The organism is Streptomyces sp. NPDC013317 (genome assembly GCF_055563155.1).
In genome coordinates this window covers 817,550-833,441 of the sequence record NZ_JBVHDX010000002.1, presented here as the reverse complement: position 1 = coordinate 833,441, position 15,892 = coordinate 817,550, and the positions used below count along the sequence as shown (strand labels likewise).

Sequence of the window (15,892 nt, the reverse complement as noted above, 5' to 3'; positions counted from 1 at the left end):
TGGAGACATGCCGAACAGACTGGCCCATGAGACGTCCCCCTATCTCCTGCAGCACGCCGACAACCCGGTCGACTGGTGGCCGTGGTCGGCCGAGGCGTTCGAGGAGGCGCGGCGCCGCGACGTTCCCGTGCTGCTCAGCGTCGGCTACAGCAGTTGTCACTGGTGCCATGTGATGGCCCACGAGTCCTTCGAGGACGAGGCCACCGCCGCCCAGGTCAACGAGCACTACGTCGCCGTCAAGGTCGACCGCGAGGAGCGGCCCGACGTCGACGCGGTCTACATGGAGGCCGTGCAGGCGGCCACCGGCCAGGGCGGCTGGCCGATGACCGTCTTCCTCACGCCCGACGCGGAGCCCTTCTACTTCGGTACGTACTTCCCGCCCGAGTCCCGGCACGGCATGCCCTCCTTCGGTGACGTCCTCGACGGAGTCGCCCGCGCATGGGCCGACCGCCGCGAGGAGGTCGGCGAGGTCGCGGCGAAGATCGTCGAGGACCTCTCCGCCCGCTCGCTCGCCTTCGGCGGCGACGGCGTGCCGGGCGAGCAGGAGCTCTCGCAGGCGCTGCTCGGCCTGACCCGTGAGTACGACAGCCGCAGCGGCGGTTTCGGCGGGGCGCCCAAGTTCCCGCCGTCGATGGCGCTGGAGTTCCTGCTGCGCCACCACGCCCGTACGGGGGCCGAGGGCGCCCTGCAGATGGCCGCCGACACCTGCGAGGCGATGGCGCGGGGCGGGATCTACGACCAGCTCGGCGGCGGCTTCGCCCGCTACTCGGTGGACCGCGAGTGGGTCGTCCCGCACTTCGAGAAGATGCTCTACGACAACGCCCTGCTGTGCCGGACCTACGCACATCTGTGGCGGACCACCGGCAGCGACCTGGCCCGCCGGGTCGCCCTGGAGACCGCCGACTTCCTGGTCCGCGAACTGCGCACCTCCGAGGGCGGTTTCGCCTCCGCGCTCGACGCGGACAGCGCCGACGCCACGGGCAGGCATGTCGAGGGCGCCTACTACGTGTGGACCCCGGCCCAGCTCGCCGAGGTGCTCGGCGAGGAGGACGCGGCCTTCGCCGCGCGGTACTTCGGCGTCACCGACGAGGGCACCTTCGAGGAGGGCGCCTCCGTCCTCCAGCTTCCCCAGGACGCCGGTGTCGCCGACGCGGACCGCGTCGCCTCCGTCCGGGAGCGGCTGTTCGCCGCCCGCGACCTGCGCGAACGCCCCGGCCGTGACGACAAGATCGTCGCCGCCTGGAACGGCCTCGCGATCGCGGCCCTCGCCGAGACCGGCGCCCTCTTCGACCGGCCCGATCTGGTCGAGCGCGCCACGGACGCCGCCGACCTGCTCGTACGGCTCCACATGAACGAGGGCGCGCGGCTCTTCCGTACCAGCAAGGACGGCAAGGCCGGCGCCAACGCCGGGGTTCTGGAGGACTACGCCGACGTCGCCGAGGGCTTCCTGACGCTCGCCGGGGTCACGGGCGAGGGTGTCTGGCTGGAGTTCGCGGGCTTCCTGCTCGACATCGTCCTCGACCAGTTCGTCGCCGAGGGCGGGGCGCTGTACGACACGGCCCACGACGCAGAGGCGCTGATCCGCCGCCCCCAGGACCCCACCGACAACGCGACGCCCTCCGGCTGGACGGCCGCCGCCGGCGCGCTTCTCTCGTACGCCGCCCACACCGGCTCCGAGGCGCACCGTTCCGCCGCCGAGCGCGCGCTCGGCGTGGTCAAGGCGCTGGGCCCGCGCGCGCCGCGCTTCATCGGCTGGGGCCTGGCCACGGCGGAGGCGCTGCTCGACGGGCCCCGCGAGATCGCGGTGGTCGGCCCCGACGGCGACGACGCCCTGACCCGTGCGCTGCACCGCACCGCGCTGCTGGGTTCGGCGCCTGGCGCCGTGGTCGCCGTCGGGGCCCCGGACAGCGAGGAGTTCCCCCTGCTCAGGGACCGCCCGCTGGTGGCCGGCGGAGCCGCCGCGTACGTCTGCCGCCACTTCACCTGCGACGCGCCGACGACGGACCCGGCCGACCTGGCCCACGCGCTCTCCCGCTGAGGCTGCCGTCACGGACAGACCAGGGAGGCGCCTCCGGCCGGCCGGTAGTCGCCCAGACCCCGCGGGATCTCGCTCGTGGAGTCGGGGCGCGCCTTCGGCAGCGGCCGGTCGGAGCGCAGCGCCTCGAAGACCTCCTCGGCGTGCTCCTCGTCCACCGCGACGGAGGACCCGACGCCCGCGATGAGGGGGTTGAAGCGGCGGATCGGCACCATCGCGAACTCCATGTGGTCCGGGGTGAGGTTCCGCAGCCGTGATCCGAGGACGAGCATCTCGGTGACGGTCAGGGAGCGCTCGACCGGAGCCGTACCGCGCAGGGTGGCGGCGAGCTGCCGCAGCCGGGTGGGGGCGGCGAGGTCCGCCCGGATCGTCTTCAGCGTGTTGGCGACGAACCGCTGCTGCTTCTGGATCCGGCCGAAGTCCATCTTCCCGTCGGCGCGCCGCGACCGTACGTACTGGAGTGCCTCGCCGCCCCCGACGTGACGAGTGGTGCCCGCCGCCAGGTCGAGCCCGGTGACGTGGTCCTTGAGCGGTGCGTCGGTGCAGATCGGCACACCGCCCTCGACGCGGTTCACACCGTCGACGAAGCGCCGGAAGTCGATCTCCAGATAGCGGTGGACGGGCGTGCCCGTCATCCGCTCGACGGCCTCGACGGTGAACGCGGGACCGCCCTCCGTGTGCGCCGCGTTGATCTTCGCCGGGTGCGGCTTGTGCGTCTTGCCCGTCCGCTGGTCGACGTGGTCCCTGTCGAACTCGGTGAGCGAGTCGCGGGGCAGACTCACCACGCTCACGCGGTCGTTCGCGGCCGAGATGTGCACCAGCATCATCACGTCGGTGCAGTCGCACCCCTTGCCGCCGGCGTGATAGCGCTTCAGCTCCGCGGCCGTGAGGCCTTCCCGGCTGTCGACGCCGGCCACCAGGACGGTGAGCCCGTGCCGTGGGGCCGGCAGGGTCGGCAGGGCCGCGGCGCCGGCGACCGCCCCCGACGCGAGGGTGACGAGCGCCGCGGAGGCGAACACGAGCCGGCCGGGGCGGCGGAATTTCCTGACGGTCACGGGGCACACCACCTGACTCCGAGAAATGGGATGAGCGCACGATAGGCCTATATGCCTCGCACACAGGTTCGCGACGCGACATGGTGCGGACGAATCACTCGGCTGCGGGGTGTGTGTAATGATGCGAGAACCGTTGTGGATGGGAGGGAAGATGGCACCCGATCCCGGGAAATGGGAACGGATGGCCTTCATTCCGAAGAGCCGTTATGTGGCGGACCCGCCACCCGCCGACCGGGGACCCTTCCCCGTCTATTCCTCGCTGGTTCAGCAGTGGGCCCTGGCAGGGCGCACCGTTCCGGGGATGCCCGACCGCGAGTGGGAACGGCTGGTCTCGACGCCGGTCTGGCCGCGATGACGCGTCCCGCGCGGGGCCCGGGCTCAATGGAGTGAATACCGGCCGGTCGGCGATAAGCCGGTTTCCTTTTCGGGGCATGGTCGTTGTGATGTGTGCGGCGGAGGCCGGGAGACTTCTTTGTCCACCGGCGATTCACGAAATCCGTGAAATTCCGTCCGCCGCGGAAGGGACGTAAGAGAAATGAAGTGCAAGAAGGCCGCGGTCGTCGTCGCCGGACTGTTCATGGCCCTGGGTGCGGCCGCCCCCGCGATGGCGGACGCCGACGCGTACGGTGCGGCCATCGGTTCGCCGGGCGTGCTGTCCGGGAACGTCGTCCAGGTTCCGATCCACGCTCCCATCAACGTCTGCGGCAACTCCGTGAACGTGATCGGGGTCCTGAACCCGGCCGCCTTCAACACCTGCGTCAACGCCTGACGCACGCTCAGGGCCGGTCTCCGGAGAGCCTTCCGCTCTCCGGAGCCCGGCCCTTTGCCATGCCTGCGGTCGGTCCTTCCGCATCTCGTGTCGTCATTCCGGTGCCCCAACCGGGCGATGAAATACACCAATGGACTACTGATCAGGTCGGTGCCGCGTTCACGGTCGGCTCATTAGGAATACTTTCCGAGTATCAGACTGACGGTGCATCAAGCGGCGCGGATCGTGAAGGAGTGGGCCATGACCAACAGGAAGCGGAAAGCATCGAGAGTGTGGCTGGGGGTGTTCACCGCAGGTCTCCTCGCCTCAGGTTCCGTCGTGCTGTCCTCTCCCGTTCACGCCGCCGAATCCGTCACGACACGAGACCCCGAACCGACTCTCTCCACCGCACTGGGCGCGTTCCTCGAATCGGGACCGCCCGGCGTCGGCCGGATCGGCCAGCTGGAGCGATGGCTCGGCGGGCGGGAACTCCGCGTCGGCCACACCTACCTCCCGGGTGACCTCTGGTCGAACATCGAGAGCCCGCCCGGCTTCCTGGACGCCTGGGCTGCCTGGCGCAACCAGCGGGCCGACCGGATGTTCGTCCTGAACGTCCCGATGCTGGAGAGGAACGAGGCCGGCGTCTCCGACCACGAGGTCCGCCGCCAGCTCCAGCTCGGCGCGGCGGGGTACTACGACCACCACTTCAAGAAGCTGGCGGAGCGGCTCGTCGGCCTGAAGGCCAAGGACACCGTCATCGTCCTCGGCTGGGAGATGAACGGCACGACGTACACCCACCGGTGTGCGCCCGATCCCACGTCGTGGAAGAAGTACTGGACGCGTATCGTCACCGCCATGCGGTCCGTTCCCGGCCAGGAGTTCCGCTTCGACTTCAATCCGAGCCGGGGCAGGGACGCCATTCCGTGGACGGAGTGCTATCCGGGTGACGACGTGGTCGACATCATCGGCATGGATTCGTACGACCAGCCGGCCGGGTCGGACTTCCAGCGGCACATCGACGAGCCGTACGGGCTGCAGAAGCAGGTGGACTTCGCGGCCGAGCACGGCAAGGAGATCTCCTATCCGGAATGGGGTCTCTTCCGGAACGGGGACAACCCGGAGTACATGCGCCGGATGCTCGAGTGGATCGACGAGCACCAGCCGCTGTACCACACGATCACGGACTACTGCCCGCACGGCGTCTGGCAGTGCGACACCAACCCGAAGTCCTCGCAGGTGTTCCGGCAGATGCTGATGGGCGCCGAGCCGGAGGTCCCGGAGATCCCGGAGGTCCCGACGGAGCCCGAGGTTCCCGAGGTTCCCGAGGTGCCGGAGACCCCGACCGAGCCAGGGCTGCCGGAGTTCCCGGAGGTCCCGGAGTATCCGGAGATCCCGGACGTGCCGGAGTATCCGGAGATCCCGGAGTATCCGGAGATCCCGGAGTATCCGGAGATCCCCGAACTCCCGGAGATCCCGGCCGAGCCCGAGATTCCCGAGCTGCCGACGCAGCCGGAGGAACCGACGGTCCCGGAGCCCAAGCCGCAGGTCCCGCCCAAGCCGGAGCCCAAGCCGGAACCGAAGCCGGAACCGAAGCCGGAGCCCAAGCCGGAACCGAAGCCGGAACCGAAGCCGGAGCCCAAGCCGGAGCCCAAGCCGGAGCCCAAGCCGGAACCGAAGCCCGAGCCCAAGCCGGAACCGAAGCCCGAGCCCAAGCCGGAACCGAAGCCCGAGCCCAAGCCGGAACCGAAGCCCGAGCCGAAGCCCGAGCCCAAGCCCGAGCCGAAGCCGGACTGCTGGACCCTGGGGCTCGGCTCGTGGGTCGAGAACTGGATCGGCGGGCCCGTCTGCGTCCCCAAGGAGACCTGGAAGGACGAGGGCTCCCTGGGCCTCGGCGACAGCGGCGACTGGGAGGAGATGCTGAACGGCGTCTGGCCCTTCTGACGCCGTCCCGCGCGGCGGCGGAGGAGATCATCCGCCGCCGCGCGGCCGTCCCGGCAGCCGTTCGACCGCCCGCCCCACCCAGGCCCGTTCGCGGGCCTGCCGCGCCGCCCAGCGCCTGCCGTCCGCCGCGCCCGCGCGCAGCCACAGCAGCGGAGCCGTACCGGGACCCGCCAGCATCAGCCGCTGGTTGGGTACGGCCTCCGGCCGCCAGTGCCGCTTGTACGGTTCGTTCCCGCGCAGCATGCTCAGCGTGGCCCGCCCGCTCGCACCGGCTTCCCGGATCCCGTGCCGCAGCAGCATCGTCGCGACGTCGACCTTCCGCGCGCGCAGCTCGGGATCGGCACCGTAGAGGTAGCCGCCCGCGAGGCGGGGCGACATCAGGGTCAGGTCGGCGGCGACGACGTCCCCGCCCAGCCGGAACTCCGTCACCCGCGCGTCCCCGCCCTCGACCATCGGCCGCACGGCCCGCGCGAGATGCTGGGCGAACCGGTCGCTGGTGTGCTCGGCGGTCACGCCACGCCCCTGCCACTGCAGCCGGTGCAGCCTCAGCAGCCGGTCGAGCGCGGCCGGCACCTCGTCGCCGGGCACGATCCGCTCATCGATCCCGAGCGCGTCCAGCTTGCGCAGCTTCGCCCGCACCCGCTGCTGGGCCTTGCCCGTGGGGATCCGTTCGAGCAGGGAGTCCATCGGCTGGGCGGGGAGCTCCAGGCAGAGCGAGTCGGGGAGCCGTCGGCGCGGCCCCCTCCAACGGGCGAAGACCTGCTCGGCCGACGCCCCCGGCCGGACCTCGCGCAGATCGATCACCGCGCCGCGCGCCGACCCGGCCAGCGCATCGGCCAGCGCGGCGGCGGCACCGGGGCATGCGTCGTCGAGCAGGACGTCCGTGAAGTCGGTGATCGCGCCGCCGAGCTGGGTGAGGACCGGGAGCGGGCCGCGGGCGCGCATCAGGGGCGCCGCCGCGACCAGTTCGCCGTCCTCCCGCCGTACGAGCACGAGCCGCAGCGCGCCCGGCCTGCCGTACGACACCCACCAGGAGTGCAGCCAGGAGTGGGACTGGAAGGGAGTGGCCGTGGAGCAGCGGGCGTACAGCGAAGCCCATCGCTCGCCGAGCCGGCCGAACTCCGCGCCGTCCCGGCAGACCTCGCTTCTCCAGCCGCCGGACCGGCCGACCCCCGACCGGCCGTCCCCCGACCGGCCGTCCCCCGGCCCGCCCCGTCCCGACACGCCGTCCCTCGTCACACCGTCTCCGACGCCGGTTCGGGCTGGGTCCTGCCCGCCGCCGGGCCGGGGACGGGGGCCGTGGCCGGCCGGGAGTGCCGGGCCTCCGCGCGCACCGCGCGCTGGGGGCGTACGAGCAGCGCCAGACCACCGAGCAGCCCGCCCGCGCAGCCGCCGACCAGCGCCGAGAGGGAGGCCGACGGCGACACGGGCGCCGTCGGCCTGGTCGCCCGGGAGAACTGCACGACCTTCACGCCCGTGCTCCCCGAGACCTGCGTGCTGTTGAGGATCAGCGAGCGGGCGACGCCGTCCGCCATGGCGACGGCCTTGGCCGGCGTGGTGGACCGCGCCGTGAGGGAGATCATCGGCGCGTCGGGGGAGGTCTCCGCCTGCACGCTCTCGCGGAGTGTCGCGGCGGAGACCCCCGACCACACCTGGGCGTCGCCGGTGACCGCGATGTCGGTGGCGACCCTGCCGTACGCCTGGGCGAAGCCGAGCGCCGCGGCCGGGTCGGACTTCTCGCCGGGGACCACGATGACGTAACTCGTCGCCGCGTACTGCGGGGTCTTCACGGCCCCGTAGCCGCCGCCGAGCACCGCGCCGATCAGTACGGACGAGGGCAGCACCCACCAGCGGCGAGGGGTGCGCAGGGCCGTCGCGAGACGGGAGCGTCGGGGACTCAGGGAGCTCATTGGTGACTCACTTCGCAAGGATTGGGGTGCCGTGGACGGCCTGTTCGTAGAGGGACATCAACTGCCGGGCGCTGTGCGCGATGTCGTAGCGGCGTGCCGCGGCGGGCTGCGGCAGCCGGGTGAGCCGGGCGTCGCGGATGCCGCGCAGCGCCGAGATCAGCTCGGGTACGGACTCGCCGACCCGCCGGGCCCCGGGCGCCTCGTCCGGCGGCAGGTCGTCGATCGCCGGGCAGGCCACGTACAGCGCGGGCAGCCCGGCGGCCAGTGCCTCGACGACCGCGAGCCCGAAGGCCTCGTCGGGGGAGGTGGAGACGAAGACGTCCATCGCCGCGAGCAGCGACGGAAGGTCGGGGTCGGGCGAGAACGCGGGCGGCGGGTCCTCGCAGGCGCCCGGCAGGAGCACCCGGTCGGCGGCCCCGCACTCGCGCGCGACGGCGAGGAGCCGGGTGCGCTCCTCCCCGTCGCCGACGAGCAGCAGCCGTGCGTCGGGCACCGACGCCACCGCCCGTACGAGCCGGTCGAAGCGCTTGCCCGGGGCGAGCCGTCCCACCCCGCCGACGACGAACGCGTCGTCCGGCAGGTCGAGCTGCTTCCTGGCGATCCGGCGCGCGTCCTCGTCGTAGCCGAAGCGGGCCCGCTCGATGCCGTTGGGAACGACCCGGACACGGGAGGGCGTCACCCCCCACGCCTCCAGGCGGCGCGCGACGCTGGGCGAGACGGCGACCGTCGCCGTGCCCAGCCGCTCCGTGGCCCGGTAGAGCGCACGGGTTCCGGACGACAGCGGCCGGCCCTCGATCTGGGTCTCCCCGAGGGAGTGCTCGGTCGCGACGACGGCACGGACACCGCCGAGACGGGCGGCGATCCTGCCGTACACGCACGCCCGGTAGAGATGGGTGTGGACGAGGTCGTACCCGCCACGGCGGACCAGTCCCGTGAGGCGCGGGAGCGCGCGGAGGTCTCGGTTGCCGGTCATGCCGAGATGCGTGACCGGGACCCCGTCGGACTCCAGGCCGCGGGCGACCGGGCCCGGGTTGGTGAGCGTGACGACCTCACTGCGGACCGGAAGATGACGCAGCATCAGCCGCAGCTGCTGCTCGGCGCCGCCGATGCCGAGGCCGGTGATGACGTGGAGGACCTTCACGACGCCTCCCGTACGGCGTCGCGGCCGGACATCGCCTCGAGGCCGGCGCCGGTACGGGTGCCGTTGCCGACGACGAGGCCGTTGCCGTTTCCGTTGCCGAGGCCGTCGTCGAGGTCGCGGGGACGGCGGCGGCGAAGGGGGTGCAGGACGCGCTTGGCGGCGAGGCGCAGAGGAGTGTCCTGCTCGTCGATGTGAACCCGGGGCAGCGCGTGCGCGCAGGTCAGCGGGCCGGGGTCGACGGCGCAGCCGTACCGGTACCCCGCTTCCCTCACGGCCCGCACCGCCCGCGCGTCGATGTGCCCGTACGGGTAGCAGAAGCCCTGCACCGGGCCGCCGGTGATCTCCTCCAGGAGCTCGCGGCTGCGGCGGGTCTCCTCGGCGAGCGTCGCGGTGTCGACGGTGGGCAGCGAGACGTGCCGCAGCCCGTGCGAGCCGATCTCCATGCCGGCCCGGGCGACGGCCACGATGCCGTCCTCCGTCAGGAGCGGTTTGCGCGGGCCGTCGTCGTCCCAGGCGTTCTCACCGCCGATCCGGCCGGGCAGGACGTAGACGGTGGCGGTGAAGCCGTGGCGGCGCAGCAGCGGCAGGGCCGAGTCGGCGAAGTCGGCGTACCCGTCGTCGAAGGTGAGGCCCACGAGTCCCTTCGCGCGGCCCGCCGCCCTCGCGTCGAGCAGCTCGCGTACGGAGACACCCCGCAGCCCCCGGTCGTTGAGCCAGTGCAGCTGCCGGGCGAAGCGCACGGGGGAGACGGTCACCCGGTACGGGTCATCCCTGGTGTCGGCGATCGAGTGGTACATCACCACCCACGGAGGCGGTTTCGGCAGCAGTCGACGGATCGAGGCGGCGCGTGGCGCCGTGGCATCGGGCATGGGCGAGCCTTCGTGACGCGGTGCGGGTGAGGGGAGGGATGTCCGGCGCGTGGGCGGAGCAGGCGAGGAGGAGCAGGAAGACGGCGGCGCAGACCGCGCACGCGACGGCGAGGGAGAGGAGCGCGGGCTCGATCAGGACCGAGCAGAGCCAGCCGGCGGCGGTGGCCCAGGCGGCGGCGGTGGCGAGCCGCAGGAGTCCCTCGCCGAGGTAACGGATCCGGACCGCGATGGCCTGGCGGCGGGCGCCCAGCAGCATCATCGCGGCGGTGAGCGTGATCCCGAGGGCGTTGGCGGCGGCGATGCCGACGGCGCCCCAGAGGCCGGCGCCGACGACGCCGGCCACGGCGGTCGCGGCGAGGCCGACGGCCATGGCGGCGGCCGGGTACCAGAGCGGGCGGGAGGCGGAGAAGTAGCAGCGGACGAGCGTGCCGACCGTCGTCTGACCCAGCAGGCCGAGGGCGTAGACGCGCATCACGGCGGCGGTCGCCCCGGTGTCGGAGTGGTCGAACGCGCCTCGCTGGAAGAGGAGTTCGATGATCTGGGGGGCGGCCGCGATGACGATCGACGTGCCCATGAGGACGACCACGGCGGCGAGCAACAGGTCCCGCTCGACACGGCGGCGCGCGCCGTCCGTGTCGCCCGCCGCCATGGCGCGGGCGACGACGGGGAAGCTGACCGTGCACAGCATCAGCGAGAGGATCATCGGCATCTGCGCGACCTTCTGCGCGTAGTTCAGATGCGAGATCGCGCCGGAGGGCAGCGGTGAGGCGAGAAAGCGCTCGATGAGGATCTGGGACTGGCGGGAGACCGTGAAGGCGATGACGGGGGCGATCAGCCCGAGCACCAGGAGCCGTCCGTCGGTCGCCGGCGTGGAGCGCGGGACTCGTGGTGTGCGCCGCAACTCCCTGACGAGGTACGGCGCCTGGACCGCCACCATCAGCACGCCGCCGACGGCGACCCCCGCGGCCGCCGCCCGGACGCCGAAGGGTTCGCGCAGCGCCACGATCGTGCCGATGATGCCGACGTTGTACGCGACGTAGATGGCGGCCGGCGGGAGGAAGGAGCCGTGCGCGCGGAGCGCGGCCGAGCAGTAGCCGGCGAGGGCGAAGGTCAGCACGCAGGTCGCGGTCAGCCGGGTGCAGTCGACGGCGAGCCGAGGGTCGGGGAGACCGGGCGCGAGGGCGGCGACGAGCAGCGGCGCGGCGAGGACCAGGAGGCCGGCGAGGGCGGACATGACGAGCGCGAGCCGGGGCAGCGTGGAGCGTACGAGCGCGCGGACGGCGCCGCGGCGGGTGAGGGCGCGGCTGAACGCGGGCACGAGGATGAGGGCCATCGCGTCCTCGATGAGCAGCGTCGACGCGAACTCGGGCACGGTCCAGGCGACGAGGAACGCGTCGGTCTCCGCCCCGGCGCCGAAGTAGCGCGCGAGGCTCTGGTCCCGTACGAGACCGAGTACGGCCCCCGCCGCGGTGAGCCCGGCCGTCACGGCCGCGGCCCGCGCGAGGAACCCGCCGGAGCGGGCGGGCTTCGGCGCCCTGTGCCGGGCGCGTCCCCGTGCGGGGGCGCCCTCGCCGCGCGGCGGACGGGGCCGCCAGTCGTCGGGGTACTCCACGGCCCGGTCCGCCCGGTGGACGTGCGGCTGGACCGCGGTCGCACCACCGGCCCGGGCGCCCCCCGGACCGGCACCGGCGCCGGAACGGCCGCCGGGACCGCCGCCGAGGTGTGCACCGGTGTACCCGCCGGGGCGCACCGCCGCTCGGGCCCCCGGCCCGGGCCACGGGCCGGTTCGCGGCCCGGTGCCTGTGCCGCCCCCGCCGGAGCCCGGACGGTCTGTCGCACCCGCCGGTCTCGGACGCGGCCCGGCGCCCGGACCCCGGCCGTGGCCCACCGGGCCGTGGCCCACCGAGCCCTGGTCCGCGGGCCCTTGAGGGAGCCGGACCGGTGGGGAGTCCGGGACGGGGGAGGCCGTGCCCGCCCAGCGACGGCCGCCCACCGGGAGATCGGGCATGGGCCACGGGTCCGCCCAGACCGGCGGTCCCGCGGCCCCCCGGCCCTCCGGAGCGGACACCCGGTCCGTGGACTCGGGCTCCCCTCCCCATGGGTCACGCACGTTTCACCTCCGCCAGCGACCACCAGGCCGCGAGCCCGAGGACGACCGACATCAGGACCGTCGAAGGCCCCCCGATGTCCGCGTAGAAGAAGTCGATGAGCTGCCACGACAGCACGCCGATGGCCACGAGTCCCATCCGCCGCACCGCCCCCACGAGCAACGCCGCCCAGCTGCCCACGAGGGCGAGCAGCCCCAGCAGCCCCTGTTCGCTGAGCACCAGCAGGTACATGTTGTGCGGGGACAGCAGCGGCTGACGGTGGAACGCGGCGCCCGCGCCCGCCGTGTCGCTGCCCGACGACAGCGCCAGCGAGGCGTGCGAGTCCCGGTACGCCGGGAAGCCCTTGAGTCCCACCCCGGTCAGCGGATCCGACCGCCACATCTCCCCGGCCGCCGCCCACATCGTGTACCGGTCCGTCACCGACTGGTCCGGCGCGCCCGCCACCTGCGTGATGCTGGCGACCCGCTCCTTCACCATGGCCGAACCGACCCCGAGCCCGCCCACCAGGACCACCGCCAGCGCGCCCGCCGCGAGTGCCACCCGCCCCGCCCGTCGCAGCCCCGAAAGCACCAGCTGGATCGCGACCGTCAGCACCGTCGCGATCCACGCGCCCCGGCTGAACGAGAGCACGAGGGGGACGAACAGCAGCCCGGCGCAGACCAGCGCCGCGGTACGGGCCCGGCCCCGCCCGCTCCCCAGCGCGATCCCGGTGACGATGACCAGGCCGTACGAGACGACCGTCGCCATCCCCATCACGTCCGTCGGACCGAACGTCCCGACCGCCCGGATGTCCTCGCCCTGGTACGACGCGCCCGTCCCGGTCAGGTACTGCGTGACCCCGACCGCGCCCTGGAGCAGCGCCAGCCCGACAAGCGCCCAGGCGACCACCGCGAAGTCCCGCCGGTCGCGGATCATCAGCAGCACGGCGGCCGGGACGAGTACGAAGACCTGTACGTACCGGGCGACCCCCGGGAGGCTCGCCGCCGGGTCGTTCGAGGTGATCGCCGCCAGACAGATGCCGAGCACCGGCAGCCCGAGCACGACCGCGGCCGCGCGGCTCAACGGCCGCGCCCCGCTGCGGACCACCCGCACCAGACAGATCAGCACGAGGAGCCCCGAGGCCGCGTCCGCGATCGTTCCCGTACCGCCGGTGCCGCCCTCGGCGCCACCGCCGCCGGGGACGAGCAGCAGCGCGATCACCGCGAGGACCGGGGACAGCGCCCAGGCCCGGCGCGCCCAGTCCTGTACGCCGGTCCCAGCCGTCCCAGCCGTCCCAGCCGTCCCGGCCGTCTCAGCCGTCCCGGGGAGCGCCCAGGCCGCCGTCGCCATCATCAGCTCCCCGCCGGCCGGACCAGGCCCGCCGCGGTGCGCAGCAGGATCCGGACGTCCTGCCAGAGCGACCAGTGGTCGATGTAGTGGTTGTCGAAGCGGCAGCGGTCCTCGATGGAGGTGTCGCCGCGCAGCCCGTGCACCTGGGCCAGGCCCGTCAGCCCGACGGGCATCCGGTGCCGGTCCGCGTAACCGGCGTGCACACGGCTGAACTGCGTGACGAAGTAAGGACGTTCGGGGCGCGGCCCGACCAGGCTCATGTCTCCGCGCAGCACGTTCCACAGCTGCGGCAGCTCGTCGAGCGAGGACTTCCGCAGGAAGCCGCCGACCGCGCTCATCCGCCGGTCCTCGGCGACGCTCCACCGGGTCGCCGACTCGGTCTCGTCGGCCGGCCGGATCGTACGGAACTTCAGCAGCGTGAACAGCCGCCCGTGCTGCCCCACCCGCTCCTGCCGGAAGAGCACCCCGGGCCCGTCGGAGAGCCGTACCGCCAGCGCGCACAGCAGCAGCACGGGCAGGGCGAGCACGAGCGCGGGACCTGCCACGGCCACGTCCAGGGCGCGCTTCGCGCCCTGTCCCGGCCGCTCGTCCAGCGGGACCAGACGACTGCAGGCGTACCCCCACAGGTGGTCGCCCATCGGGCCGTCGTGATCCCGGCCACCCACCCGCCAGGTGGTGCAGCCGTAGTGCTGGAAGAGCGTCACCAGGCTGCTGTCGTCGGTCAGGAGGACGGCGTCGCGGACCGTGTTCTGGATGACCGCCCGGTGGATCTCCTCGGACGAGGTGAGCACCGGAAGCCCGGGCTCCCCGTCCGCCCGTGACCCGACGATCCCGACCGGCCTGATGCCGTACTCCGGGTGCTGCGCCAGCGCCGCCGCGAACCTGCGGGCGGCGGCGGGACTGCCGACGACCAGCGCGGAGCGCGGATGCGTCCGGGCCCTGCGCCGCCTGAGGGCGTGCACCGCGGCACGGGCCAGGGCGACGGCGGCGAGCTGTGTCGCGTACGCGGAGCAGAGCGCGACCGGACCGATGGCCAGGGCCGGGGCGAACGCGGCGACGGCCGCCGCGGCCACGCACCAGGCCACACCGGCGCGCACGGCGAGCGCCGGCAGTTCGTCCAGTACGCAGGCGGCGACGCCGGACGGCCGGTGCAGGCCGCCGTGCGCGTTGACGACGAGCACGCACACGGCGACCAGCAGGAAGAGCCGGAGCCCGCGCTGCGGTTCGGGCAGCAGCGCGGCCGCGACGAGCACGGCGAGACCGTCGGCCGCGATCAGCGGTACGGCGGTCAGCCGCGGCGGCGCGGGCCGGCGCGGCGGCAGCGCGAGCCGGTCGGGCCTGCCGCGCTGCGGTGCGAGGGAGGCGCGTCCGGGGCCGGGGCCCTGGACCGTCGAGGGCCAGGGGCCCGGTGAAGGAGGAACGCTGGTGCTTTCCGTGGTCACGGCGAAATCGGCTCTCTGTGCTCGGTGCACCGCACTCCGGCCAGCTCGCGGTACACGTCCGCGACGGCCGCGCCGGTGCGCCGCACATCGAATCTGCTGAGTACGTGGTCGTGGGCCTCGCGGCCCAGGGTTCGCCGCGGCTCCGGCCCGCCGAGCAGGCGGCCGACGGCGGCGGCGAGGGCGGCCGGGTCCTCGGGCGGGACCAGGCACAGGGGTTCGTGGCCGGGCGGCAGGCTCTCGCGCGCCCCGTCCACGTCGCTGACGACGACCGGGCGTCCGCTCGCCATCGCCTCCAGGGGCGCGAGCGCCATGCCCTCCCAACGGGACGGCAGGACGACGAGATCGGCCGCCCGGTACCAGGGCGCGGTGTCGTCGACGTTGCCGGTGAACCGCACCGACGGCGGAGCCGCGGCCCGCAGCCGCTCCGCGTCGGGCCCGTCGCCGACCAGGACGAGCCGGGCCGTGGGCACCCGCTCCAGGACGGCGGGCCAGGCGGCGAGCAGGACGTCCTGCCCCTTCTGCCGGCAGAGCCGCCCGACGCAGACGACGGTGGGCCCGTCGGCGGAGCCGTCGGAGCCGGTGTCCGCCACGGCGGCCGTGGACGTTCCGAACCGCTCGACGTCCACACCGTTGTGGATGACCGACCAGGGCGCGCGGACGCCCGCGGCCTCGCCGGTACGGCGCTCCGCCTCGCTGACGCAGACGATCCGGTGCGTCCAGCGCGCCGCCCACGCCTCCCAGCGGCGGGCCGCCGCGGCGACGGCGCCGTCGACCGCCTCGAAGGACCAGGCGTGCGGCTGGTACACCGTCGGGATCCGGCCGCGCACGGCCAGCCGGGCGCAGAGCCCGGCCTTGGCGCTGTGCGCGTGGACCAGGGCGGGGCGGACCGTACGGATCACCCGCGCCAGGTCGCGGGTCTCGCCGACCAGACGGGGACCCGGATCGCGCCCGGCCCGCCAGTCGTACGGCTCCGCGCCCTCGGCCCGGACGGCCGAGGCGAGCGCGGTGCCGGGCGGGCACGCGACGGACACCCGCAGCCCCTCTTCGAGCTGGGCGCGCACGAGGTCGACGACGACCCGTGCGACCCCGCCGTCACCGGGCTGGACCGCGTGCAGAACGGAGAAGGAACGCATGTCAGCGCCCGACGTCCGCCTGGAGGAAGAGCGCTGCGAAGCGAATGTGGAATCGGTCGGCTCCATGGCGCAGCGCACCCCCGTCGTCCGCGGAATGGGAGGAATCCGCCGTGTTCCCCAACTCGGTGTCGTGAAAGCCCTGCTTGGATGGGAGCGCGGCGGCGGAGGCGGCCGGCGGCGT

11 protein-coding genes and 1 pseudogene are annotated in these 15,892 nt (G+C 73.7%); 3 read left to right on the top strand and 9 right to left on the bottom strand.

The annotated features are described in order from the left end of the window. Positions 1 to 7 precede the first annotated feature (7 nt). Entirely contained in the window at positions 8 to 2,038 is a 2,031-nt protein-coding gene (locus tag ACZ3IJ_RS08545; protein ID WP_467466893.1) for a thioredoxin domain-containing protein, read from the top strand. An 8-nt stretch (positions 2,039 to 2,046) separates the two neighbouring features. On the opposite strand, the gene ACZ3IJ_RS08540 is transcribed toward ACZ3IJ_RS08545, so the two are convergent. Further along, the gene (locus ACZ3IJ_RS08540; protein WP_467466892.1) at positions 2,047 to 3,090 is read right to left on the bottom strand and encodes an LCP family protein; all 1,044 of its coding nucleotides are present in this window, start codon (positions 3,088 to 3,090) and stop codon (positions 2,047 to 2,049) included. A gap of 535 nt (positions 3,091 to 3,625) precedes the next feature. Between ACZ3IJ_RS08540 and ACZ3IJ_RS08535 the strand changes: the two genes are divergently transcribed. Next, positions 3,626 to 3,859, top strand: coding sequence for a chaplin (locus ACZ3IJ_RS08535; protein WP_383171236.1), 234 nt, complete (start codon positions 3,626 to 3,628; stop codon positions 3,857 to 3,859). A 240-nt stretch (positions 3,860 to 4,099) separates the two neighbouring features. Then, a pseudogene (locus ACZ3IJ_RS08530) lies at positions 4,100 to 5,215 on the top strand (glycoside hydrolase family 26 protein); the annotation flags it as partial. A gap of 591 nt (positions 5,216 to 5,806) precedes the next feature. Here the strand turns inward: ACZ3IJ_RS08530 and ACZ3IJ_RS08525 are convergent. The 8 genes from ACZ3IJ_RS08525 to ACZ3IJ_RS08490 all read right to left on the bottom strand — a co-directional run bounded on the left by ACZ3IJ_RS08525 (position 5,807) and on the right by ACZ3IJ_RS08490 (position 15,711). Beyond that, positions 5,807 to 7,018, bottom strand: a complete 1,212-nt coding sequence (locus ACZ3IJ_RS08525; protein WP_467466891.1) for a GNAT family N-acetyltransferase — start codon at positions 7,016 to 7,018, stop codon at positions 5,807 to 5,809. Beyond that, positions 7,015 to 7,689 (bottom strand): YveK family protein, encoded by a 675-nt coding sequence (locus ACZ3IJ_RS08520; RefSeq protein WP_467466890.1) that lies wholly within the window; start codon positions 7,687 to 7,689, stop codon positions 7,015 to 7,017. The genes ACZ3IJ_RS08525 and ACZ3IJ_RS08520 overlap by 4 nt, the downstream gene beginning before the upstream one ends. 7 nt (positions 7,690 to 7,696) lie before the next feature. After that, positions 7,697 to 8,830, bottom strand: a complete 1,134-nt coding sequence (locus ACZ3IJ_RS08515; protein ID WP_467466889.1) for a glycosyltransferase — start codon at positions 8,828 to 8,830, stop codon at positions 7,697 to 7,699. Next, on the bottom strand, positions 8,827 to 9,699 hold the full coding sequence (locus ACZ3IJ_RS08510) for a polysaccharide deacetylase family protein (RefSeq protein ID WP_467466888.1): 873 nt from the start codon (positions 9,697 to 9,699) through the stop codon (positions 8,827 to 8,829). Before ACZ3IJ_RS08510 ends, ACZ3IJ_RS08515 begins: the two co-directional genes overlap by 4 nt. After that, positions 9,596 to 11,311, bottom strand: a complete 1,716-nt coding sequence (locus ACZ3IJ_RS08505; protein ID WP_467466887.1) for a lipid II flippase MurJ — start codon at positions 11,309 to 11,311, stop codon at positions 9,596 to 9,598. The genes ACZ3IJ_RS08510 and ACZ3IJ_RS08505 overlap by 104 nt, the downstream gene beginning before the upstream one ends. 490 nt (positions 11,312 to 11,801) lie before the next feature. Continuing rightward, on the bottom strand, positions 11,802 to 13,139 hold the full coding sequence (locus ACZ3IJ_RS08500; RefSeq protein ID WP_467466886.1) for an O-antigen ligase family protein: 1,338 nt from the start codon (positions 13,137 to 13,139) through the stop codon (positions 11,802 to 11,804). Then, positions 13,139 to 14,578, bottom strand: a complete 1,440-nt coding sequence (locus tag ACZ3IJ_RS08495) for an exopolysaccharide biosynthesis polyprenyl glycosylphosphotransferase (RefSeq protein ID WP_467466885.1) — start codon at positions 14,576 to 14,578, stop codon at positions 13,139 to 13,141. The genes ACZ3IJ_RS08500 and ACZ3IJ_RS08495 overlap by 1 nt, the downstream gene beginning before the upstream one ends. Continuing rightward, positions 14,575 to 15,711: a glycosyltransferase gene (locus ACZ3IJ_RS08490; protein WP_467466883.1), complete on the bottom strand. Its 1,137-nt coding sequence runs from the start codon at positions 15,709 to 15,711 to the stop codon at positions 14,575 to 14,577. Before ACZ3IJ_RS08490 ends, ACZ3IJ_RS08495 begins: the two co-directional genes overlap by 4 nt. Positions 15,712 to 15,892: the final 181 nt, after the last annotated feature.

Excerpts from the sequence above, each read along its gene's own strand:
- ACZ3IJ_RS08545 (WP_467466893.1), top strand. The coding sequence starts at position 8 with ATGCCGAACAGACTGGCCCATGAGACGTCCCCCTATCTCCTGCAGCAC.
- ACZ3IJ_RS08535 (WP_383171236.1), top strand. The coding sequence starts at position 3,626 with ATGAAGTGCAAGAAGGCCGCGGTCGTCGTCGCCGGACTGTTCATGGCC.
- ACZ3IJ_RS08520 (WP_467466890.1), bottom strand. The coding sequence starts at position 7,689 with ATGAGCTCCCTGAGTCCCCGACGCTCCCGTCTCGCGACGGCCCTGCGC.
- ACZ3IJ_RS08510 (WP_467466888.1), bottom strand. The coding sequence starts at position 9,699 with ATGCCCGATGCCACGGCGCCACGCGCCGCCTCGATCCGTCGACTGCTG.
- ACZ3IJ_RS08500 (WP_467466886.1), bottom strand. The coding sequence starts at position 13,139 with ATGATGGCGACGGCGGCCTGGGCGCTCCCCGGGACGGCTGAGACGGCC.
- ACZ3IJ_RS08490 (WP_467466883.1), bottom strand. The coding sequence starts at position 15,711 with ATGCGTTCCTTCTCCGTTCTGCACGCGGTCCAGCCCGGTGACGGCGGG.